The following is a 20,498-nucleotide window of genomic DNA, read 5'->3' on the forward strand; positions in this document are numbered from 1 at the left end:
TTAAAAAAGCGATTAGAGGCGACTGAAGTTTAAAATCAAAATATTCCAATAAAGATTTTATTTAACCTGACTCCCTTTCGTAAAAGTGTGTGTTGGTTTTATAAATGGAATTTTACTTTCGTCCATTTTCATTAAATCCTGATCGAATAGAACAAAATCAGCCCATTTTCCAACTTCAAGACTTCCTTTTTCCTTTTCTTCAAAATTAGAAAATGCAGCCCAAATTGTCATTCCCCGCAAAGTTTCTTCTCTTGTCAACCCATTTTCCATCTGAAAACCTCCTTTTGGATAACCTTTACTATCTTTTCTTGAAACTGCCGCATGAAAAGTTAGCATTGGATTTACTTCTTCTACTGGGAAATCAGTACCTAAAGCTACAATGCCCGATTTTTGGAGTAATTTTTTATAGGCATACGCATTTTTTATGCGCTCTTTTCCAAGTCGGTCTTGAGCCCAATACATATCCGAAGTCGCATGAGTTGGTTGAACTGAAGGTATAATTCCTAATTTAAAATAATCAAAATCAGCTTCCTTCAAAACTTGAGCATGTTCTATTTTCCATCTTCGGTCTTTTTTACCCGTTAAAACTTCCTTGTAAATTTTTAGTAAAACGGTATTTGCCGAATCCCCAATAGCATGTGAATTTAGTTGAAATGGAGATTTTGCAATTTGTTGCGCAATAGATTTTAAATCTGAAATTGGAGATAGTAAAGCTCCAAATTGTTTTGGACTATCCGAATACGCTTTATGCAAACACGCACCGCGAGAACCTAAAGCGCCATCACCATACATTTTAAAGGAACGAACATTCAAATTATCTGTTTTATAGATCCCCTTTTTTAGATACAAATTAATATTTTTCTGATTGGCCGAAACCATAGCATACACATTGACTTTCATCGCTTTTGCTTTTTGCAAACTATCCATTAAATCAATAATTTCGGGATCTAAACCAGCATCATTTATGGTGGTTAATCCGTAATCGAACATTACTTTTTCAGCATCTAAAAGCGCTGCGATTTGTGTTTTTCGACTCGGCTTCGGAATTATTTTAATAATTAATTCCATTGGATTATCAACCAAAATTCCTGTAGGTTCCCCATTACTAATTTCGATTTGTCCGCCAGTAGCTTTTGTGTGTTTTGTGATATTTGCCAATGTTAATGCACGTGAATTAACAATCATTGCATGTCCATCGACCCTATTTAAAACCACTGGGATATTTGGGAAATAGGTGTCTAAAATAGCTTTAGTAGGATATTTTTTTATAGCCCAGTCATTTTGATCCCAGCCGTTTCCTATTATAAAATCTAATTTTTTTGCCTTTTGAAACGCCTTTAATCTAGAAATAATTTCGTCCATGCTTTTAGTTCCTCGCAAGTCCACTTCTTGCAAACTAAGGCCAAAACCATAAAAATGACAATGGGCGTCTATCAAACCTGGGTAAATAAATTTCCCCTTTGCTTCAATGGTATTTTTTGCTTCGAACTTAGTTGTAATCTCCTCATTAGAACCAATAGCAACAATTCTTCCTTCTTTAATTGCCATTGCCGAAGCGGTATCAAAAGTTGTATTTACAGTATAAATAGCAGCATTTAAAACAACAGAATCAACAACTATTTTGTTTTTTTGTTGACACGAAATCAAGAATAATAAAGCAAAAAGTAAAAGAATACGTTTCATAAAAATAGATTTAGATTAGTAAAAGTAAACTACAAAATTCCTTCAATAATGTATTCTGTAGTATTTATTTCAAATGTATGATTTACCTGCATTCCTATCAGTTTATTTCCTAATGGAGATTGGGGAGACAAAGCAATTATATTGATTCCCTCAACATTAATTTTTGGAAGTGCTACACTTAGATAAAGATAAATTCCATTCGCTTTCACCAAGCTTCCAACAATTATAGTTTTGGCAATTGTGGTAGAATCAATTTTATCTAAAACCGTTTTCTGTTCCAATACTTCCCTCAATTTTTGATTGAGTTTTTCTTGCTCGATGTGCATCATCGACAAAGCCGTTTCGTGTTTGTCTCCGGCTGAACCTTTGGCATCGTTCTTTGAATCTTCGGTCAAAGCCACAATCATATCTTTGAAAACATCGATTCTGTCTTGGACTAATTGTAGGTAATGCTGGTGTATTTTTTGTTTGAAAGTCATAGAGTTTTGCCGCGAAGGCGCTAAGTCACAAAGGAAGAAAAGTTTTGTGGTTTTTTTTAAAATAATATATAAAAACTTTGCGCCTAAGTGGCAAGAAATCTAAAAATCAAATTTATAATTCGCTCCTAAAACTACCTGAAGTCCCTGAACTTGATAATTCAGCCATTTTTCGTAGGCTTTGTTAGTGATGTTATTCGCTCTTAAAAAAGCGGTCAATCGTTCGCTGTATTTGAATCCAAAATGTGCGTTAAAATCAAAGTAACTCGCTAAAATTATTGGACTTGGCTCCATAATATAAACAATATCTGTATTTAATTTTTGATCTTTTCGTTCTCCAACATAAAACACATTTACACCCGCGTACCATTTTTCGGTGATATTGAAATCGATTTTTGAATTTAACTTTATTACTGGTAAATTCCATGCTTCAGCATGAAAAGTATTGGTATAACTGCTAAAAGTTCCGTCAATTCCAACAGTCACATCTTTCGAAAAATCAGCTTTTAATTCTCCGTAAAAACTTATGGTTTTAATATCATCATAAACTAAATGCATTGAATTCCCAAAAGCATAATTTTCATTAGAACTATTTTCGTTAAAATCATTACTTTTAAACAAGGGTTTATTTTTCTCATTTATATAGGAGCTCCGAATGTTGTAACTTACATTATTGATTATTTTTCCTTTCAATCCAGCAAAAATATCATATTGTTTGTCTGTTGGTAGAATATTTAAAGTAGGCGATAAAAATGGATTTTCACTAACAAAATCCGAATAGGTATTTTGTTCCAAATTTCCTTCGGCTCCTGCATAAAAAATCATCAAATCACCAACCACTTTGTACGAAGCATTGATTTGTGGATAAATGTAAAATTTATTATTGCTGTTTTGGTTGTCAATACTATAAAATACGCCAGCTCCTATAAGTAAAGTCCAGTCGTCTTCGTTCATCACAAAACTTGAAGCAATGCCAAAATTAGTATAACCATACTTTATAAGGTTTGTATTCCAATATTCTTTTTTGAAACTCCCTGCTAGATAATCAACAATGACATTCGTTTTTACAGCTTTGTCATTTATGTCAAATTGAAATGAAGGTTTCGCATAAAATCTGTTTTCCGAAGACCCAAAAGCATCCGAAAAATGATCGAATTTCACACTCGCCTCTTTTACAATACTTTCATTGAACTCAATTTTACTTCCCAAATAGATGTTGTTATAGCTTTGTTGCGGATTGATACCTACAATCAAATTTGTTCTGTCATTTGGAGTTAATCCGCTGCCATAACCTACCGGCAAACCATACCAATTGTAAATTTGGTTTTGGTAACCTAAATCTAAATTCCAAGACAAATCTCTTTCGTGTATTCCGTAAGTTAAATCAATCGAAGTATCATAAAATTTATTGGCTAATTCGACTCCTTTTATGGAACCTTGCGAGGAAAGATGACGGAACATTCCGCCCACATAAGAGTTATTATTCAATTCGTGATTCACGAATAATTCGGTATTTACAATTCCGTAATTTCCACCACCAAAAGTGGCGTAATTAGTAAACAAATGCTTTTGCTGCTCTTTTTCAACACCTTCTGCTTTTCCTTTTGATGGTGTAAAAGTGGAAGCTACAGGAAAGGAAAAAATCATATATTTTATGGTTTCTTTTTTAGCATTTCCTTCATCGTCAAGAACAGGAGTTTCTTTAATTTTGAAAGCATCTGAAATTGTTGGCGTATAGGGTTTTACTACATTTACCACTTCTGTTCCAATATTTTCTTTCTTTTTTTGTGCAAAAGAAAATTGGAAAGTTATAAATAAGACTAGTGCAATTATATTTTTGAAATTGATTTTCATATTTTATTATTTTTAGTGAATCCCTTCGACAAGTTCAGTGTGACAACTACTTCAATTAATTGGTTATTGACGAATTCGTTTTAGATTCTTCATTTTTAATGCTGTCTAATTCCGTTTGGGCTTCTGACACAACATCCGGAAAATCTGTGAAATTTTTTATCACATTGTCCAAGATATAAGTCGCCTGAAAACTATCTTTCAATCCATAAAAATTCTTCGCCATTAAGATTAATCCTTTAGCACCAAAATATTTATAACCTGAATAATTCTTGGCTAATTTTTGAACTGCTGCGTTTGAAGCTTCGAATTTTCCGTCTTTATTTTTGAAATAAGCGTCATAATATAAAGCTTCGGCAGCTAATTCTCCTTTGGCAATGATTTGCAATTTGGCGTATGCCGAACGCGCTTTTGTTTCATCACCGGTTTGTAAGGCCGCGCGAGCCACAATAATTTGCGCGTCACTTTTTACATTATCATCAATCTTTTGATTTTCCAAAACTTTATCGGCATAAACCACCGAATTATCGTAATCCTTCTTATCGTAATAACAGCGCATCAAATTAGACTGTGCAAAGGTTTTATTTTGAGGAAAATCAGCTTCGGTTTCTAAACGTAATAATGCTGGAAATGCTTTGTCACAATCATTTGTTTTTAAGAAAATTTGGGCTAATCGCGCTAAAGATTGCTCGGTAAATTCACTTCGAGGTTCGGCAATTACATATTCATAATTAGGAACTGATTTGCTTTCTTGAGCATCCGAAAAATAAGATTGAGCCAAATAGAAATTGGCTTTTAAGGAGTGAATTCCATTTAAAAATTTGGAAACATACCCACTTAATCCCGAAATAGCTAGCCTAGTATTGTTTTGCAAATATTGTTTTTCAGCAGCTTCATAAGTGTCATTATCTAATTCTGCATCGGTAACTGTAACAAAGTCCAAAGTACGAACCCAAGTCGCATATTCATCCACTTTTCCATTGTCAACGTATATTAAACGCGCTGTTGCAACTGCTTCCAAAGCTTCGGGTGTTTTAGGAAAATCCGCTGCCACTTTCTTGAATTTCGTCAAAGCTTGCTCGTCTCTATCTGAATTGTAATAAATTAATCCTTGACGCAAAATTGCTTTCGAAGTATAAGAACCTTTTTTGAATTCAGCATTTAAACGGTCGTAGGTTTTGATGGCAAGATCTTGTTGTTTATCGGCAACATAGGTATTTCCTAGCTCGAATAAGGCGTCATCACGATAATCCGATTTTAGATATAATTTTAAAAAAATATTGAGTTCTTCGATTTTTTTATTGTTCTTCGAAAGAAATCCGTAGCAAATTGCTTTTTGAAAATACGCATAATCCGCATCAATACTTCTTAAATCAATCACCTTATTATATGCTTCCAAAGCTGGCATATACTTCGATTCTACAAATCTACAATCGGCCAAACGCAAATAGGAATCATTCAAACGCACTTTGTCGTTCTTCCCTTTTTCAATCTGTTTTTCGAAATAATTTCCAGCTTGGTCATACTCTTTCAATTTGAAATACGTGTAAGCAATATTGTAATTGCTGTTTAAATATTCTGGTGTTTCTTTGGCTTGAGCTAAACCCAAAAATTGTTTGTAACTCAACACCGCATTTTTGAAATCTTCTAAAACATATTCGGTTTCTCCTTTCCAGAAAGTAGCGCGTGCAGTAAATTTAGCATCTCTTGGTTCATCGATAGATTTTTCAAACATAGACGAGGCTTCCTGATATTTCCCGTCCGTATATAATTCCAAACCACGATAAAAAGTCACTTTTTGATAGGCTGGTTTATTTTCGGAAGATTTATTTTTTTCCAATAAAATCAAGGCTTCCTTATAATTTTTTGATGAAATATAAGAATCAATCAACAATTTTCCTATTTCAGATTTGCTAGCATTATTTGGATGTTTTTTTAGAAAAGTAATCAAAACCGAAGGCACATTTTGATAGGAATTCCCTATTTCGTAGCTCAATTTGGCATAATTCAAACTTGCATCTTCTTGAATCAAAGTGTCAAAATCCATTTCGGAGGCATTTTTAAAAGCATTTAAAGCTTCTTGTTTTTTTTCTAATTTCAGGTAACTTTCTCCCAAATGATAATAAGCATTTTGAGCCACTAAATCATTTCCACCAATGATTTTATTGAACTGAGAAATCGCATTTTCGAAATCATTTTGCTTGTAGTAAGCGAAACCCAATTGGTGAAAATCAGTATTGTTCCATCTTCCTTTTTTACCTTTATACAAAGCCAAATACGGAATGGATTTGTCATATTGTTTCAAATTAAAATAGCTTTCTCCAATAATTTTATTCAATTCCGACATTTCAACTGCATTCGATTTATCCATTGCATTCAAACCTAAATCAATTGCTTTTTGGAAATTTCCCAACTTAAAATTCATATCGGCTTGATAGTAGGAAAGTTTTTCTTTGTATTTTTCTTCGCCTGAAACTTCGTCAAAATATTTCGCAGCTTGCTTGTAATCATCTCCTTCATAAGCCATAAAACCCAAATAATATTTGGCTTGAGAACCATATTCTGCTGAATTAGTCACTTTATTGAAATAAGTTGTGGCTTCCTTTTTATTCTTGGAAACAAAAAAACTATACCCTTTTTGGAAATTATATTGGTCTTGTTCTTTATAACTCAGATTGCTCTCCTCGACTTTTTCGAAGCATTGCAAAGCTTGAGGATAATTTCCTTGATTGAAATAATAATGCGCCACTTCAATGTATGCCTGATTTTGCTTACTACTCGTTGGATAATCGGCAACGAAACGTTCCATCAAACTATCGGCGCCGGGTTGATTGGTTCGAATGGCGCAGTTGGCAACATAATAGGAACAGTCCGAAAGCAGTTCTTCATTAGTCGTAGTCGATTTTACTTTTTCGAAAATTATCTGTGCCGAAGCATATTGCTCGTCATTGTACAGTGAAAGTGCTTTGTCAAAATCTTTTGTATCGTGAGTGTAAATTGCTGATTTTTGGGCCGAAATGTCAATGGTTCGAATGAAAATTAACAGAAATAAAAGCCAGGAAAGTTTATGCATTGAGGTTTTTGTTTAATAATTCAAATGTATCGATTTCTAGTCTTTATAACGGATAGAAAATCGGTTTTATTATGAACAAAAGTTTTAACAAGTTGCATTAATTAATTGAATCTAGTCAATTTAAAAATCAGTTTGTAAAAAATAGCCAAAGAATTATAAATTCAAGTAATTCTATCCAATTCACAAAATTTATTTTGAATGCAGCCGTTATCTTGTTACTTTTACACAATAAACAAATTTTCTATGTCGAAACCTGTATTGTCTTTAAAAAATGTAACCATTGCCCAAGGAGGTAAAATCATCTTATCAAATGTAAATCTTGAGGTAAAACATGGTGAATTTATCTATATCATTGGAAAAACAGGTGCTGGAAAAAGTAGCTTTATGAAAGCTCTTTATGCTGATTTGCCTTTGGCTGAAGGAGAAGGAACAATCGTAGAATTTGATTTAGCAACTCTAAAAGAAGATGACATACCATTTTTGAGAAGAAAGATTGGTTTTGTTTTTCAAGATTTCAAATTATTACCAGATCGCAGCGTGAAAGACAATATGCTATTTGTACTGAAGGCTACTGGCTGGAAAGACGAGGGTCAAATTCAGAATAAAATTGACGAAGTTTTAGACAAAGTTGGCATGAAAGAATATGCAGATAAAATGCCACATCAACTTTCTGGTGGCGAGCAACAACGCATTGCCATTGCACGTGCTTTACTCAATGATCCTGAATTTATTCTTGCTGATGAACCCACAGGAAACCTCGACCCTCAAACTAGTGTTGAAGTTCTTGAAGTTTTAAAAAAAATAAATGATAGTGGTAGAACGGTAATAATGGCTACTCACGATTATGCTTTGTTAATGAAATTTCCATCAAAAACATTGAAATGTGAAGATGCCAAACTTTTTGAGGTGATTCAAAAAACGGTCTAATGCTTTCGATTCTCATTCCTACATATAATTACAATGTGTTTCCTTTAGTTTTAGAACTTAAACATCAAGCTGATAAATTAGGAATTAACTATGAAATATTAGTTCAAGATGATTTCAGTCAAGATTTTATCAATGAAAATTATAAGACCAACTCATTAACCAATTGTGATTTTTCTATCAATTCACAAAATTTGGGTAGAGGTAAAAATATTAATTTATTATGTTCTAAATCAAAATATGAATATGTTTTGATTGTGGAAGCCGATGCTTTACCAGAAAACGAGTTTTATCTAAAAAACTGTATTGAGAAACTATCAAAATCCACTTCGGTACTTTTTGGAGGCGTTAAATATCCTACTATTATTCCGCCAAAAGAAAAAATGCTTCGATGGAAATATGGAATAAATAGAGAGTCCAAATCTTTACGCTATAGACTTAAAAATAATTATAATTTTGTATTTACATGGAATTTACTTTTAAAAAAAGAAATCCTTTTCAAACATCCTTTTCCAGAATTTATTAATGAATACGGTTATGAAGATTTAATTTTCATAAAAAACCTTCGTCAAAATTCCATTTCAATATCACATTTTGAAAACCCATTAATTCATCATAATAATGAATATAGTATCGATTTTATTAAAAAATCTGAAAGAGCTGTTCAAACCTTATATAGCTTAATTATCGAACAAAAAATTGGATTTAAAGACATTAAATTGAGTTCAGCTTATTTAATTCTAAAAAGACTTTATTTAATTGGACTAGTGAAAATAATTTACTCAAAAAACAAAAAACAAATAATCCAAAATTTAATTTCTAAAAATCCCAATTTATATTTATTAGATTTTTACAAACTGGGCTATTTTTGTTCCATTATTCCGTCAAAAAATGTATGACCGTTTAAAAAAAATAACGCACTCCTTTATTCCTAAAAAACTACTATTCAAAACAGAACCTAGTTTAAGGTTTATATGGTCTTTGATGTATAGAGGTTCTAAATCCGAATGCACTATTTGCAAAACAAAACTAAGAGAATGGATTGATTTATCTCATCACGGTAAAATTTGCCCTAATTGTGGAAGTTTATCCCGTGACCGAAGATTGTGGCAACTTATTGAAAACAATTATTTAGAAAATGCCATCAAAGTTTTGGACTTTTCACCTTCCAGAAGTTTGTATAGAAAATGGAAAAAACAAAATGTAACCTACAAGGCTACCGACTTGTCTGGAGATTTCATTTCGGATAATCAATACGATATTACGGCAATTCCTGAAAGCGACAATAGCTTTGATTTGATTGTATGTTATCATGTTTTAGAACATGTAATTGAAGACATTTCAGCTATGAAAGAACTTCATAGAATTTTAAAACCAAACGGAACTTTATTAGCGCAAACCCCTTTCAAAGATGGCGAAATATATGAAGACTATACAATCACTTCAGAGCAGGAAAGACTCAAGCATTTTGAACAAGAAGACCATGTTCGAATTTATTCGGTTGAAGGTTTAAAAAATAGGTTAACACAATCTGGATTTGAAGTGACAGTAAAACAATTTGAGGGCAAAGATATTATCCACGGTTTTACCGAAAACGAAATTGTATTTATCCTCAAAAAGCAAGAATAATTTGGGTTACTTTTACAAATCCTTGAACAATTTATCCCATTTTTTCATAATCAAATCGATGTTGTATTTTTTCACACTCTCTTGGGCATTGACTCCTATTCGAATTCTTAAATTTTCATCTTCAATAAGCAATTCTAATTTTTGAACAAAGGAATCTGTATCACCGTCTTTAATCAAAAACCCGTTTTTTCCCTCCTCAATAATTACTCTTGGCCCAGATGGACAATCATATGCAACACAAGGAACTCCAGAAGCCATAGCCTCGATAAGTACCATTCCAAAAGCTTCGGTTCTAGAAGTCATTAAAAAAACAGAAGATTGATTGTAGCTAGTTTGAATATCGGCAGTTGGAGGTAGAAAATTGAGGTTATTTGAAATCTTCAAATCGTAAGCCATTTTTATAAAAGCAGCATTATCATACCATTTTCCATAAACATTGAGCATCCAATCTGGATATTTTTCTATTATTTTACTCCAAACCAACAACAAGCGATCCAGACCTTTCACATAAGGATTCATACAAACGGCTATAGCGCATTTATTGACTAAAGCGGCTTTTTTTTTCACTATAAAACTCAATGGGTTTGCTATCACTTGGCTGTTATTCACTTTCCATGTTTGACAACCTTCTTGTGTTTCAAAAACAGAACTACTGAATTTATTCATTGTTTTTTTTCTCAAAAAAAGTATCAATTTATATCGCAACTTTCTGTACAAACTATTTTCGTAAGCTTCTTTTTGAAAAAAAATAGAAAAATGTGTTTCAAATATTACGGGGATTTCAGTTTTGACTAACCAAGGGATAAAAAACCAAAATACGGCATCGCAAATGACAATTACGTCTGGTTTTTCATCTGCAATTGTTTTTTTGATAAACCGAACATAGTTCCTTAGAAACAAGAATATGTTTTTGGATTGCTGAATGTTGAACCATTGAATATTTGGATTAAAATCATAAAAAAGATTGGATTTACAGTCATTTACCGATAAAATTCGAACCTCATAATTCAACTGGGCTGCCAAATAATTGGCTTTCAACGAAAGCACCCGGGAAATTCCTCCCGAGTCAGTAATATCTGGAGCTATATATAAAATTTTCATTTTTTTGAACTCAAAAATTCATCATAATCTCTAATATAATCATCTTCATCATAAATTGTTGATGCTAAAACTAAGCAAACGGCTCCTGAAGAAAAATTCTCTAATTCTCTCCAAGTATTGTTTTTAATGAGTAAACCCTTGTCTGGCTTATTTAAAGTAATCGTAGTTGTTGAAATTCCATCTTTAAGAACCACATCAAAACTTCCAGAAATGGCTATCAATATTTGTTGCAAGTTTTTATGCGAATGACCCCCTCGAATTGATGAACTCGGAATATCATATAAATAATAAACTCTTTTTATATCAAATGGAATAACACCATTTTCAATAACCGCTATATTTCCCAAACTATTTTCTATTTTGGGTATTTCAATAATTTCTATATTCATAATTCCGCATCGGATTTGTTATAAAGTCCATCAAATTTCATCAAATTTAACCATTGTTTTCCAATATTCTCCAAAGAAAATCGCTGAATACTTTCGAAAGCATTTTTTTTGCAGTAATCATATAACACTTGGTTTTCAACAAACAAATCCATGGCTTCTGTCAGTTTTTCAATATTTTGATTTTCAACCAAAAGCCCGTTTTCTTTGTCGGTAATCATTTCACTCGGTCCAGATAGACAGTCAAATGCTACCACTGGAATTTCACAAGCTAAAGCTTCCAAAATCACGTTAGGCATTCCTTCATTCAAGCTGCTTAAAACCAAGAATTTTGATTTTTTAATATACTTAAATGGATTTTCTTGATAACCCAAAAAATGAACATACTGTAAAACAGCATTTTCTGAAGCAATTTTCTCTAATGGTTCTTTATTCCCTGTTCCTAAAATAATAAGATGAATTCGATTTTCAGGCAAAATAGAGTGAGCATAGCTCCAAATTAATTTATCGAATTGTTTTATATTATCGGCATATTGCCCAATTCCTATTATATATTCAAAATCAATATCAATGGCTTCAATACATTTTTCCTTAACTTCTTCAAAATTGATAGGATTAGGAATGGTTACCAAATTTTTTAACTGATATTGACTTTCTAAAAGTGCTTTTATTTGATCTACAATGGTCACTGTCGCATAAGTTTTATTGTAAATTAATCGCGTTAGCCAAGCACTTTTTGGCATATAATAATCAATCAAAAAACTATGCACTGTTAAAATCGTCTTTGCTTTATATATAAATCTTGAAATAATAAGTTCCTGAATAATCTTTGTTCTTGGACGAAAATCGATAATAAAATCAAAATTATTAGTCTTTAAATAATTTCTTAAAAACTGTAATCGTTTCCATTTATTGGCTAACCCATTACTTTTGTTTTTCTGTAAACCCATATTTACAAGTTTGCCTGAATAGGGAAAAGTTACACCATCCAAAACAATTATATTATGCACTTCGATATCCATTTTATCAAAAAAAAGAGATAAATTAGCCATTACTTTTTCGCCACCACCTTTACTCAAGCTAAAACCAATTAATGCGATTTTGTATTTTTTAACAGACAATATCATTTTCAATTTATTATTTTCGCTTCAAATATAATCATATTTAAAAATAATGCAACACAATCCACTCGTTACTGTTATTTGTTTGTGCTACAATCAGGGACCCTTTGTTGTTGAGAGTTTAAACTCGGTATTAAACCAATCTTATCGATTTATTGAACTTATTATTGTAGATGATTTTAGTACTGATAATTCAAAAGAAACGATTTTAACTTGGCTTGAAAAACATCCTGAAATTCCGTTTATCATCAATGAAACTAATTTAGGAGTTACCAAATCATTCAACAAAACCCTACAACTAGCCAAAGGAGAATATATAATTGACCTTGCCGCTGACGATGTTTTATTGTCAGATTGTATTGCAAATCAAATCAAAGCATTTGAAAATAGTTCTTGCAAAAACCTAGGTATAGTTTACGGAAATGCAGAACTAATTACTGAAAATAGTGTTTTTGATTCCTATTATTTTCCTGTTAATACTCAAAAAAAAGTAATCCAAAAAAGAATAACTGGGGATATTTACGAAAATGTACTTTCTGATTTTAATAGTATGTGCTCTGTTTCTGCAATGATAAAAAAAAGTGTTATTGACCATTTAGGTGGCTATAACGAATCGCTGGCTTATGAAGATTTAGATTTTTGGATACGGGCTTCTAGAATTTATGAATTTGATTTTATTGATGAACCTATTATACAAAAGAGAATTCTTAAAAATTCCTTGGCTACTAATTTTTATATTAAAAATAATCCTCGAACTAAAAAAATAGATTATTCTACTTATTTGATATTACAAAATACAATGAAATTAAATCGAACTAGACAAGAAGATTTAGCCATTCAAAAAAGAATTCATAATGAAATATTGCATTGTTTAAAAAATAAAAACTTTAGGTTAGTTTTCAAAAATTTAGAGTTACGAATTATATTGGCTTGGAGAAAAAAATTTAAAAATTATACTTTATAAATAAGGTTTAGAATCCCAATTTTATTTTAAACTTCAAAACCAATTCCCAAACCTCTATCAACTCTTCTAACTTTAATAACCAACAAATAAATAGATAGGTCACTAATCCAAGCAACGGTCCTAAAAATAATTGTGCAACTAAATTATCTATAAAATTAGACATAATAAAGACTGAAATTGCCATTCCTATTGTAGCAATAAAAAAAGGCACCATATCTTTCAATTGCTGAATTGGACCATACCCATAAAATTTTCCTGGAAGATAGGCGTTTATTAAAAAAGCTAAAGCTGATGTAACAACATGCCCAATTATCATTGCTTTTATACCAAGTGGGATTGTAATTACCATAGCTAATATTGTTAATGGCAATTTATATAAATCTACTTTTAAGAATAAATCAGAACGCCCGACTGCGTTTAATAAATTCATATTGAGCGCACTCATGGGGAAAAAAATACGTGCAAAAACCATCCATTGCAAAAGTGGAATTAGAGAAACCCACTTCTCGGTAAGTAATAGAATAACTATGGGTTTTGCTAACAAAGCAATAAGAGTCATTAACGGAATAATAATAAAAGCCGACATACGAATTAACCGGCTATAAATAGAAACCAGCTTCTCTTTATCGTTCTGTACAGCTGTAAGAATTGGAAAGGTAGCTTGTAGTGTAACGCTAACAACTGTACCTGCTGAAAGGTCTGCAAAACTCTTCGCTCTTGTATAATAGCCCAGTGAAGCCGTTGGATAGAATTTGCCCAAACAAATATTATAAACATTATTTAGAATTTGAGCATACAACCCTGCTATCAAAAGTTTTGATCCATAACCAAATAACGATTTAAAAGATTTCTTCGAAAAGGCAATAGATGGACTCCAATTACTAAAAACCCATAAAGACACTGAAGTAGCCAATGATCCAAGTAGGGTTTGGATCACTAAAGCCCAAACTCCATAACCACTTCTTGCAGCAATTACTCCAAAAACCCCTCCTACAACCATTCCTATAACATTACTTTTGGCAATGGACTTAAAATCAATAGCAATTGTCAATTTAGTTCGTTGCACTATAGCAAGAGCTATTATAAGCAAGTTAAGGCCTAGCACTTTTATTAAATCGGTTAATTGTGGTTGGTTAAAAAACATTGCTATAAATGGTGCTGCTATAAATAACAGTAAATAGAAGAAACTGCTTACCGCTAAATTAAAAACAAATACGGTCGAAAAATCAACATCTGTAGAGTCTTGACGTTGAATTAAACCAATGCCCAAACCGCTTTCGATGAAAGTTTGTGAAAGAGCAATAAAAATGGCTAACATTCCTATTAAACCAAAATCCTCGGGTACCAATATTCGAGCAAGCAAAATACTCACAACAAATTGCCCAAATTGAACAGCAAATTTATCAACAGCCGACCAAATAATCCCTTTCGTTGCTGCTAATTTTAGAGAAGTATTATGCATTTAAAATAATTAAAAATTATCCATTAAAATTTTACTAAAGTCAAATTACCTAAATATTTTATTTTCTAAATAATTCAATATGTTTTCAGATGCGGTTAAGCTGTTCTCTGGCAACAGCGTATTTTTTACAAAAGCATTACGTTCTTCTTTCATCGAATCGTTTTCTTGCAGCACCACATTTTCGATAAAATCGATTACTTGTTTTTGATTTCGAGATTGATAATGTACTCCTAATGTTTTTTTTCCAAAAACATTTAAATAGTCTATAACCGATTCATTTCGAATCATATAAAGCAATGGTTTTCCAGTAATAAGATATTCTGCCATAAAGGAACCACTATCGTGAATGAGTGCATCAGAAGTTAAAAAAAGATCAATATAATATCCATTCCCAAACTGACCATTTTCTAAGTTTACCCATTTATTGTAGTAAGCATCGGTTTTTTCTTTTCCCCAATTTGGATCATTTTCTAATTTAACTCTTAATAATGGATGTGGGTTGAATGCAATTTGCAATTTATCCTTATAATTAATAGCTAATTCTAAGAAAAAATCATAATACTCTAAAAAATTAGACACTTTGCTTAACTCGTTCATTAAATGATGCGGTGTCCATATAATTTTTTTGAGGGCTGGATTTATATTTTTCCAAACCTCTTTTGGGTTTTTATTAATCAAAAGCGGGTCGAATCCAGGATAGCCTGTTACAATTCTATTAACTCCTTTGTTTCTTTGTTCTTTGGATGCCATTTTTTGGTGAATCTCCGTTTCTGAAAAAATTTTCCAAACAAGATTATGAAAATCTAAATTATAGGTAAAGTCATAATTAACTGTCGGAATACTATAGGGCACATAGCAGGTTAAGGTTTTTGTAAACTGATTTATATAATATCTGTAATCTTGTAAATCTTTATATGGATTTGTAAAAAAAACTATATCAGGAGAAAAGCTACTTTTAATATCTAGGTATTCTCCTGTTTCTTTATCGTAGGTTTTAATAACGTTATATCCTTTTTTTTTAAAGGCCTCGAAAGCTTTGTCCATTTCAAACAGCATATTTTCCACACCAAAATTTACGACTGGGCAAACAAATATTTTAGGTTCAAATCGAGGATGCTGCAACATTAAATCATAAAGCACATCATATTTCCAAACCGATTCATGATTTAAAAAGAAAGCTACTTTTAAGATTTCTTTTTTTCTAACGATTTCAAGTGCTTTACGATGCCTTTTTGATGTTTTATTAATTAAATAAAAAGCGTACAAATTTCTTAATCCTAAAAAATTATATACCTTGATAAACGATATCCATATTGTTTCAGGAATATATCTCTTAATAGCTAGTTTTAATTCGTGTATTTTTATAAAATCCATTCAATATTGATTTAAAATTGAAACAACAAAATCGACTTCATCATTTGACAACACTGAACTCATTGGCAAACTCAAAACCTCATCATGAATCTTTTCGGTAATGGGAAATAATGAATTATTCCAACTGGAAAAAGCTTTTTGCTTGTGTGGCGGAACCGGATAATGAATCATAGTTTCAATTCCGTTTTCTAATAAATAGTGTTGTAATTCATTCCTGTTTTGGGTTCGAATAATAAACAAATGAAAAACATGGTCAGATTCCTTCATTCCTCGCAATGAAAGTGTGGGTAATACAATTTTATCGTTTTCAATTTCTGATAAATAACGATTGGCAATTGCTTTTCGTTTATTGTTTTCAATGTCTAAATTAGGTAATTTCACATTCAAGAAAGCGGCTTGCAACTCATCTAATCTTGAATTTACACCAACATATTCATTTTGATATTTGGCTTCAGAACCATAATTGCGCAAAGATTGAATGACTTTTGTCAATTCGGAATCATTTGTAACAACTGCTCCTCCATCTCCCAAAGCACCCAGATTTTTTCCTGGATAAAAACTAAAAGCGGCTGCATTCGATAAATTTCCTGATTTTCTGAAATCTGAAATTGCACCGTGGGCTTGTGCAGCATCTTCAATTACCAATAAATTATTTTGTTTGGCAATATCATTAATCTTGTCCATTTCGGCTAATTGTCCGTAAAGATGTACTGCTAAAATCGCCTTGGTTTTTGAAGTAATTTTTCCTGAAATCAAATCAGGGTTGATATTGTAAGTTTCCAACTTTGGCTCGACCAAAACTGGAAATAAATCCGCTTGCAAAACAGCCAAAATACTAGCAATATAAGTATTTGCAGGAACAATAACTTCATCTCCTTTTTTCAGCTTTCCTAGTTGAATGTATCCTTTGAATATTAAAACTAAAGCATCAAAACCATTACCTACTCCAATGCAATGTTTCGTACCACAATAACTGGCAAAATTAGTTTCAAATACTGCGACTTCATTCCCTAAAATATACCAACCACTTTCTAAAACCGCATTCAATTTTTCTTGAAAAGCGATTTCATAGGGTTCATTTATTTTTTTTAAGTCAAGGAATTTTATCATCTCAAAACAGTATTTAATAAACTAAAATTTGCGGGTTCTACTTCATAAAAATCTTGAACAATGGTACTTGCCCCAAAACTTTCTTTCCAATAAGACAATCCATTGTTTAATTTTCGCCCTTCATTTTCATTGGAAATTCCAAAACCAAAAAAACGTTTGTTTTTGAAAACTTCCGTAATTAAATGATGAGATAATAAGTCAAGCCCCCCTAGTTCGTTTTTGTCTTCGTTACCAGAAATATACTGACAATGGGCTACGTTTTCACTTTCAAAAATTGTTATTCCTGCAATAATAATTCCGTTTTCATAAATGTTAAATTGTCGGATATTTTCTGGAAATATTTTCTTCAATTTTATAATTTCTTCCAAACTATGTACTGGCTTTACTTGATGCTTTTTAGATAAATTTGGCAATAATATTTCGTTCCAAAAGTCCTCAAAACCAACAACTTCTTTAATTATAAAATTATTCGAAATTCCTTTTTGAACACCTCTTTTTCTGAGTTTTGACAAAATAGTTGCCTTAGTCAAATCAATGACAGCAAGAGAATCTCTTCTTATTAATTGGGCTTCTACCAAAAATAAAACATAATTTAATTCCTCAGCAGGTTTTTGATGGTAAATTGATGGCAATAATTTCAATTGCAATTTTTCGATTTTATTTTCATCCAAAAAAGACAAAATACTTTTGAAAATTTCAATAACCGAAGCTAATTTAGTCTTTTCTCTGTAGACCAATCCGCCATAAGTCAATCCTTGATGCGAAAAAACTTCATTTCCTGCAACATTTGCAGGAAGCACCGCAACCCATTTTTCTTCATCCAAAACAATCAAAGAATAATCCTCGAATCGATTCTTATGATATTCCATAAAATCACGATGAAAAAGAAAAGTAGCGTTTTTGGCTTGACCAATAAAGGCATTCCAATCTTGATAATCGCTATTTTGATATTGTCTGACTGAGTAGTTTTTCAATGTTTAGATTTAGAATTCGTGAAATTAAGCATTTTTTATTTATGTTCTAAAGCAGGTAAAAAACAATTTCGTTTATTGTGCAATCGAATGCTAATTAAACACTAAAACCTTTGTAACTTTGATGCCTTGCAACTTTTTCTATCAAAAATGAAACAAATTACTTCCATACAAAATCCATACATAAAATCTTTGGTTTTATTACAGGAAAAATCAAAATCCCGCAAACAATCAGGGTCATTTTTAATTGAAGGAGAACGCGAAATTTCATTGGCAATCAAAGGCGGGTATGATGTTGAAACCATTTTGTTTTTACCTGAATTAATTTCAGAAACCGAAATTAAAAAGATATCCAATAATGCTGAATTAATCGAAATCTCGAAAGACGTTTATCAAAAATTGGCTTACCGCGATACAACCGAAGGAATTTTGGCTATAGCCAAAACTAAATCCATGCAATTGTCCGATTTAAAATTATCCAAAAACCCCTTGATTCTTGTTGCCGAAGCACCTGAAAAACCAGGAAATATAGGAGCATTATTACGAACTGCCGATGCCGCTAATCTAGATGCAGTCATTATTGCCAACCCTAAAAGTGATTTATATAACCCCAATATTGTCCGATCGAGCGTGGGCTGTTTGTTTACAAAACAGATTGCAACGGGGACAACTTCTGAAATTATAGCCTTTCTAAAAACACAAAAAATTACTATTTATTGTGCCACTTTACAAAATTCTACTTCTTATCTAACTCAAGATTTCTCTGAAGCAACCGCATTAGTAGTTGGCACAGAAGCAACCGGATTAACCGAAGAATGGAGAACTGCTGCTAAACAAAATATTATCATTCCAATGGAAGGAGAAATTGATAGTATGAACGTATCCGTTGCTGCGGCAATATTGATTTTTGAAGCGAAAAGGCAAAGGGAATTTTAGAAGATTGATTTATGAACCATCAAATAATTTAACATCCCAATGAGGTTAATTATAAATCTCCATTACTTTTTGCATATCTCATTTCTTATTGTTATTTTTAGAAATTGAACCATTTTTTTATGTTAGAAATAGATTTTGAAAAGGAAAACAAGGCAATCACTCAAGAATACAAAGAGTTACTTCGGATTAGTTATCAAACTTTAACTCCCGAAGATAAAAAACTCATACGTAAAGCTTTTGATGTTGCTATGGATGCGCATAAAGATCAGCGTAGAAAATCTGGCGAAGCTTACTTTTTTCATCCTATAGCCGTGGCAAAAATTGTCGCTTCGGAAATAGGTCTTGGGGCAACAGCAATTGCAGCAGCATTATTGCACGATGTTGTCGAAGATACTCCCATAACAGTTGAAGATATCGAAAAAATGTTTAATCCAAAAATCGCGCAACTTGTAGAAGGATTGACCAAAATTTCAAAAGTTCAAAAAGAAATGGATGCTTCGATGCAAGCCGAAAATTTTAGAAAAATGCTGCTGACACTCAATGATGATGTACGCGTAATTCTGATAAAAATTGCCGATCGATTGCACAATATGCAAACTTTGGATACGATGGAAGGTTCCAAACAAGTCAAAATTGCTTCTGAAACATTATACATTTATGCGCCACTTGCACATCGATTGGGTTTATATAAAATAAAAAACAAGCTTGAAGATTTAGGTCTAAAATACACAAAAACAGAAGTTTATAACGACATTGTTGGCAAGTTAAAAGAAACAAAAGAAGAACAGGATAGCTATATAAAAGATATTTCTGATATTTTAAAAACAGCTTTAGACGAAGAAAAACTAGATTATATTATAAAAGGAAGACCTAAATCTATTTATTCCATTTATGGAAAAATGAAAGCTCAAGGAGTAGGTTTCGATGAAGTTTACGATAAATTTGCCTTGCGCATCGTTTACAAATCGAATAATTCCCATGAAGAAAAGTTTCTAGCTTGGAAAATATATTCAATTGTAACTGATCATTACAGACCAAGCCCTAGCCGATTGCGGGATTGGATTTCATCACCAAAAACAACTGGCTACGAAGCTTTACATATTATGCCTTTGTTCCAGATTGTGGTGTACCTTGGTCTGGCCAGGTTAGCTCCACAGATTCACATCTGGATAAGTTGGATATACGATAAATAAATGTTACACATGCAGCTATTAGGCCAATTTGAATCGCGACTGTTAGGTCAAAGATCACTGTTAAGAAAAAAACTGAAAGCATAGTGAAACGATATGGCATTCGATATTTTTTCAAAGTGGAAAATTCACGCCATTCACCCATGTTCCAAGCTACAAATATCAAAATTGCAGCCATAGCTGACATGGGGATATTTTTGGCTAACGGTGCGGCAATAAGAATCACCATTAGTAAAGTCACTGAGTG

At 32.0% G+C, this 20,498-nt stretch carries 16 protein-coding genes and 1 pseudogene; 6 read left to right on the forward strand and 11 right to left on the reverse strand.

Going from position 1 to position 20,498, the window contains the following annotated elements:
• Nucleotides 1–57 precede the first annotated feature (57 nt).
• From AABM59_RS01285 to AABM59_RS01300, 4 genes are all read right to left on the reverse strand, one after another.
• The gene (locus AABM59_RS01285; protein ID WP_338407177.1) at nt 58–1,683 is read right to left on the reverse strand and encodes an amidohydrolase; all 1,626 of its coding nucleotides are present in this window, start codon (nt 1,681–1,683) and stop codon (nt 58–60) included.
• 29 nt (nt 1,684–1,712) lie between these two features.
• Complete coding sequence (locus AABM59_RS01290) at nt 1,713–2,162, reverse strand: hypothetical protein (protein ID WP_338407178.1); 450 nt, start codon at nt 2,160–2,162, stop codon at nt 1,713–1,715.
• A 99-nt stretch (nt 2,163–2,261) separates the two neighbouring features.
• Nucleotides 2,262–4,013, reverse strand: a complete 1,752-nt coding sequence (locus AABM59_RS01295; protein ID WP_338407179.1) for a TonB-dependent receptor — start codon at nt 4,011–4,013, stop codon at nt 2,262–2,264.
• A gap of 55 nt (nt 4,014–4,068) precedes the next feature.
• Nucleotides 4,069–7,083 carry a tetratricopeptide repeat protein gene (locus tag AABM59_RS01300; protein ID WP_338407180.1) on the reverse strand — a complete coding sequence of 1,005 codons (3,015 nt, stop codon included), beginning with the start codon at nt 7,081–7,083 and terminating at the stop codon, nt 4,069–4,071.
• 243 nt (nt 7,084–7,326) lie between these two features.
• Between AABM59_RS01300 and AABM59_RS01305 the strand changes: the two genes are divergently transcribed.
• From AABM59_RS01305 to AABM59_RS01315, 3 genes are read left to right on the forward strand one after another with little or no spacing between them, the layout of a single operon-like run.
• Nucleotides 7,327–8,010 carry an ATP-binding cassette domain-containing protein gene (locus AABM59_RS01305; RefSeq protein ID WP_338407181.1) on the forward strand — a complete coding sequence of 228 codons (684 nt, stop codon included), beginning with the start codon at nt 7,327–7,329 and terminating at the stop codon, nt 8,008–8,010.
• A complete protein-coding gene (locus tag AABM59_RS01310; protein ID WP_338407182.1) occupies nt 8,010–8,906 on the forward strand; it encodes a glycosyltransferase in 897 nt (298 codons plus the stop codon). The genes AABM59_RS01305 and AABM59_RS01310 overlap by 1 nt, the downstream gene beginning before the upstream one ends.
• Nucleotides 8,899–9,636 (forward strand): class I SAM-dependent methyltransferase, encoded by a 738-nt coding sequence (locus AABM59_RS01315; RefSeq protein WP_338407183.1) that lies wholly within the window; start codon nt 8,899–8,901, stop codon nt 9,634–9,636. Before AABM59_RS01310 ends, AABM59_RS01315 begins: the two co-directional genes overlap by 8 nt.
• 12 nt (nt 9,637–9,648) lie before the next feature.
• Here the strand turns inward: AABM59_RS01315 and AABM59_RS01320 are convergent, their stop codons facing one another.
• Genes AABM59_RS01320 through AABM59_RS01330 form a run of 3 tightly spaced genes read right to left on the reverse strand, consistent with a single transcriptional unit; the run spans nt 9,649 to nt 12,250 of the window.
• Nucleotides 9,649–10,737, reverse strand: a complete 1,089-nt coding sequence (locus AABM59_RS01320) for a glycosyltransferase family 4 protein (RefSeq protein ID WP_338407184.1) — start codon at nt 10,735–10,737, stop codon at nt 9,649–9,651.
• The gene (locus AABM59_RS01325) at nt 10,734–11,126 is read right to left on the reverse strand and encodes an FdtA/QdtA family cupin domain-containing protein (protein ID WP_338407185.1); all 393 of its coding nucleotides are present in this window, start codon (nt 11,124–11,126) and stop codon (nt 10,734–10,736) included. Before AABM59_RS01325 ends, AABM59_RS01320 begins: the two co-directional genes overlap by 4 nt.
• Entirely contained in the window at nt 11,123–12,250 is a 1,128-nt protein-coding gene (locus AABM59_RS01330; protein ID WP_338407186.1) for a glycosyltransferase, read from the reverse strand. The genes AABM59_RS01325 and AABM59_RS01330 overlap by 4 nt, the downstream gene beginning before the upstream one ends.
• 46 nt (nt 12,251–12,296) lie before the next feature.
• Here AABM59_RS01330 and AABM59_RS01335 point away from each other — a divergent pair, with 46 nt between their 5' ends.
• Entirely contained in the window at nt 12,297–13,208 is a 912-nt protein-coding gene (locus tag AABM59_RS01335) for a glycosyltransferase (protein WP_338407187.1), read from the forward strand.
• A 7-nt stretch (nt 13,209–13,215) separates the two neighbouring features.
• Here AABM59_RS01335 and AABM59_RS01340 read toward each other — a convergent pair whose 3' ends face one another.
• Genes AABM59_RS01340 through AABM59_RS01355 form a run of 4 tightly spaced genes read right to left on the reverse strand, consistent with a single transcriptional unit; the run spans nt 13,216 to nt 18,128 of the window.
• Nucleotides 13,216–14,670 carry a lipopolysaccharide biosynthesis protein gene (locus tag AABM59_RS01340; protein ID WP_338407188.1) on the reverse strand — a complete coding sequence of 485 codons (1,455 nt, stop codon included), beginning with the start codon at nt 14,668–14,670 and terminating at the stop codon, nt 13,216–13,218.
• A gap of 45 nt (nt 14,671–14,715) precedes the next feature.
• Entirely contained in the window at nt 14,716–16,044 is a 1,329-nt protein-coding gene (locus AABM59_RS01345) for a CDP-glycerol glycerophosphotransferase family protein (protein WP_338407189.1), read from the reverse strand.
• On the reverse strand, nt 16,045–17,154 hold the full coding sequence (locus tag AABM59_RS01350; RefSeq protein WP_338407190.1) for a DegT/DnrJ/EryC1/StrS family aminotransferase: 1,110 nt from the start codon (nt 17,152–17,154) through the stop codon (nt 16,045–16,047).
• On the reverse strand, nt 17,151–18,128 hold the full coding sequence (locus AABM59_RS01355) for a GNAT family N-acetyltransferase (protein WP_338407191.1): 978 nt from the start codon (nt 18,126–18,128) through the stop codon (nt 17,151–17,153). Before AABM59_RS01355 ends, AABM59_RS01350 begins: the two co-directional genes overlap by 4 nt.
• A gap of 147 nt (nt 18,129–18,275) precedes the next feature.
• Here AABM59_RS01355 and AABM59_RS01360 point away from each other — a divergent pair, with 147 nt between their 5' ends.
• Nucleotides 18,276–19,061, forward strand: coding sequence for an RNA methyltransferase (locus tag AABM59_RS01360; protein WP_338407192.1), 786 nt, complete (start codon nt 18,276–18,278; stop codon nt 19,059–19,061).
• Between the two features lie 119 nt (nt 19,062–19,180).
• Nucleotides 19,181–20,164, forward strand: a pseudogene (locus tag AABM59_RS01365) (HD domain-containing protein); the annotation flags it as partial.
• Between the last annotated feature and the right edge of the window lie 334 nt (nt 20,165–20,498).

It is taken from the genome of uncultured Flavobacterium sp. (assembly GCF_963925185.1).
GTDB lineage: Bacteria > Bacteroidota > Bacteroidia > Flavobacteriales > Flavobacteriaceae > Flavobacterium.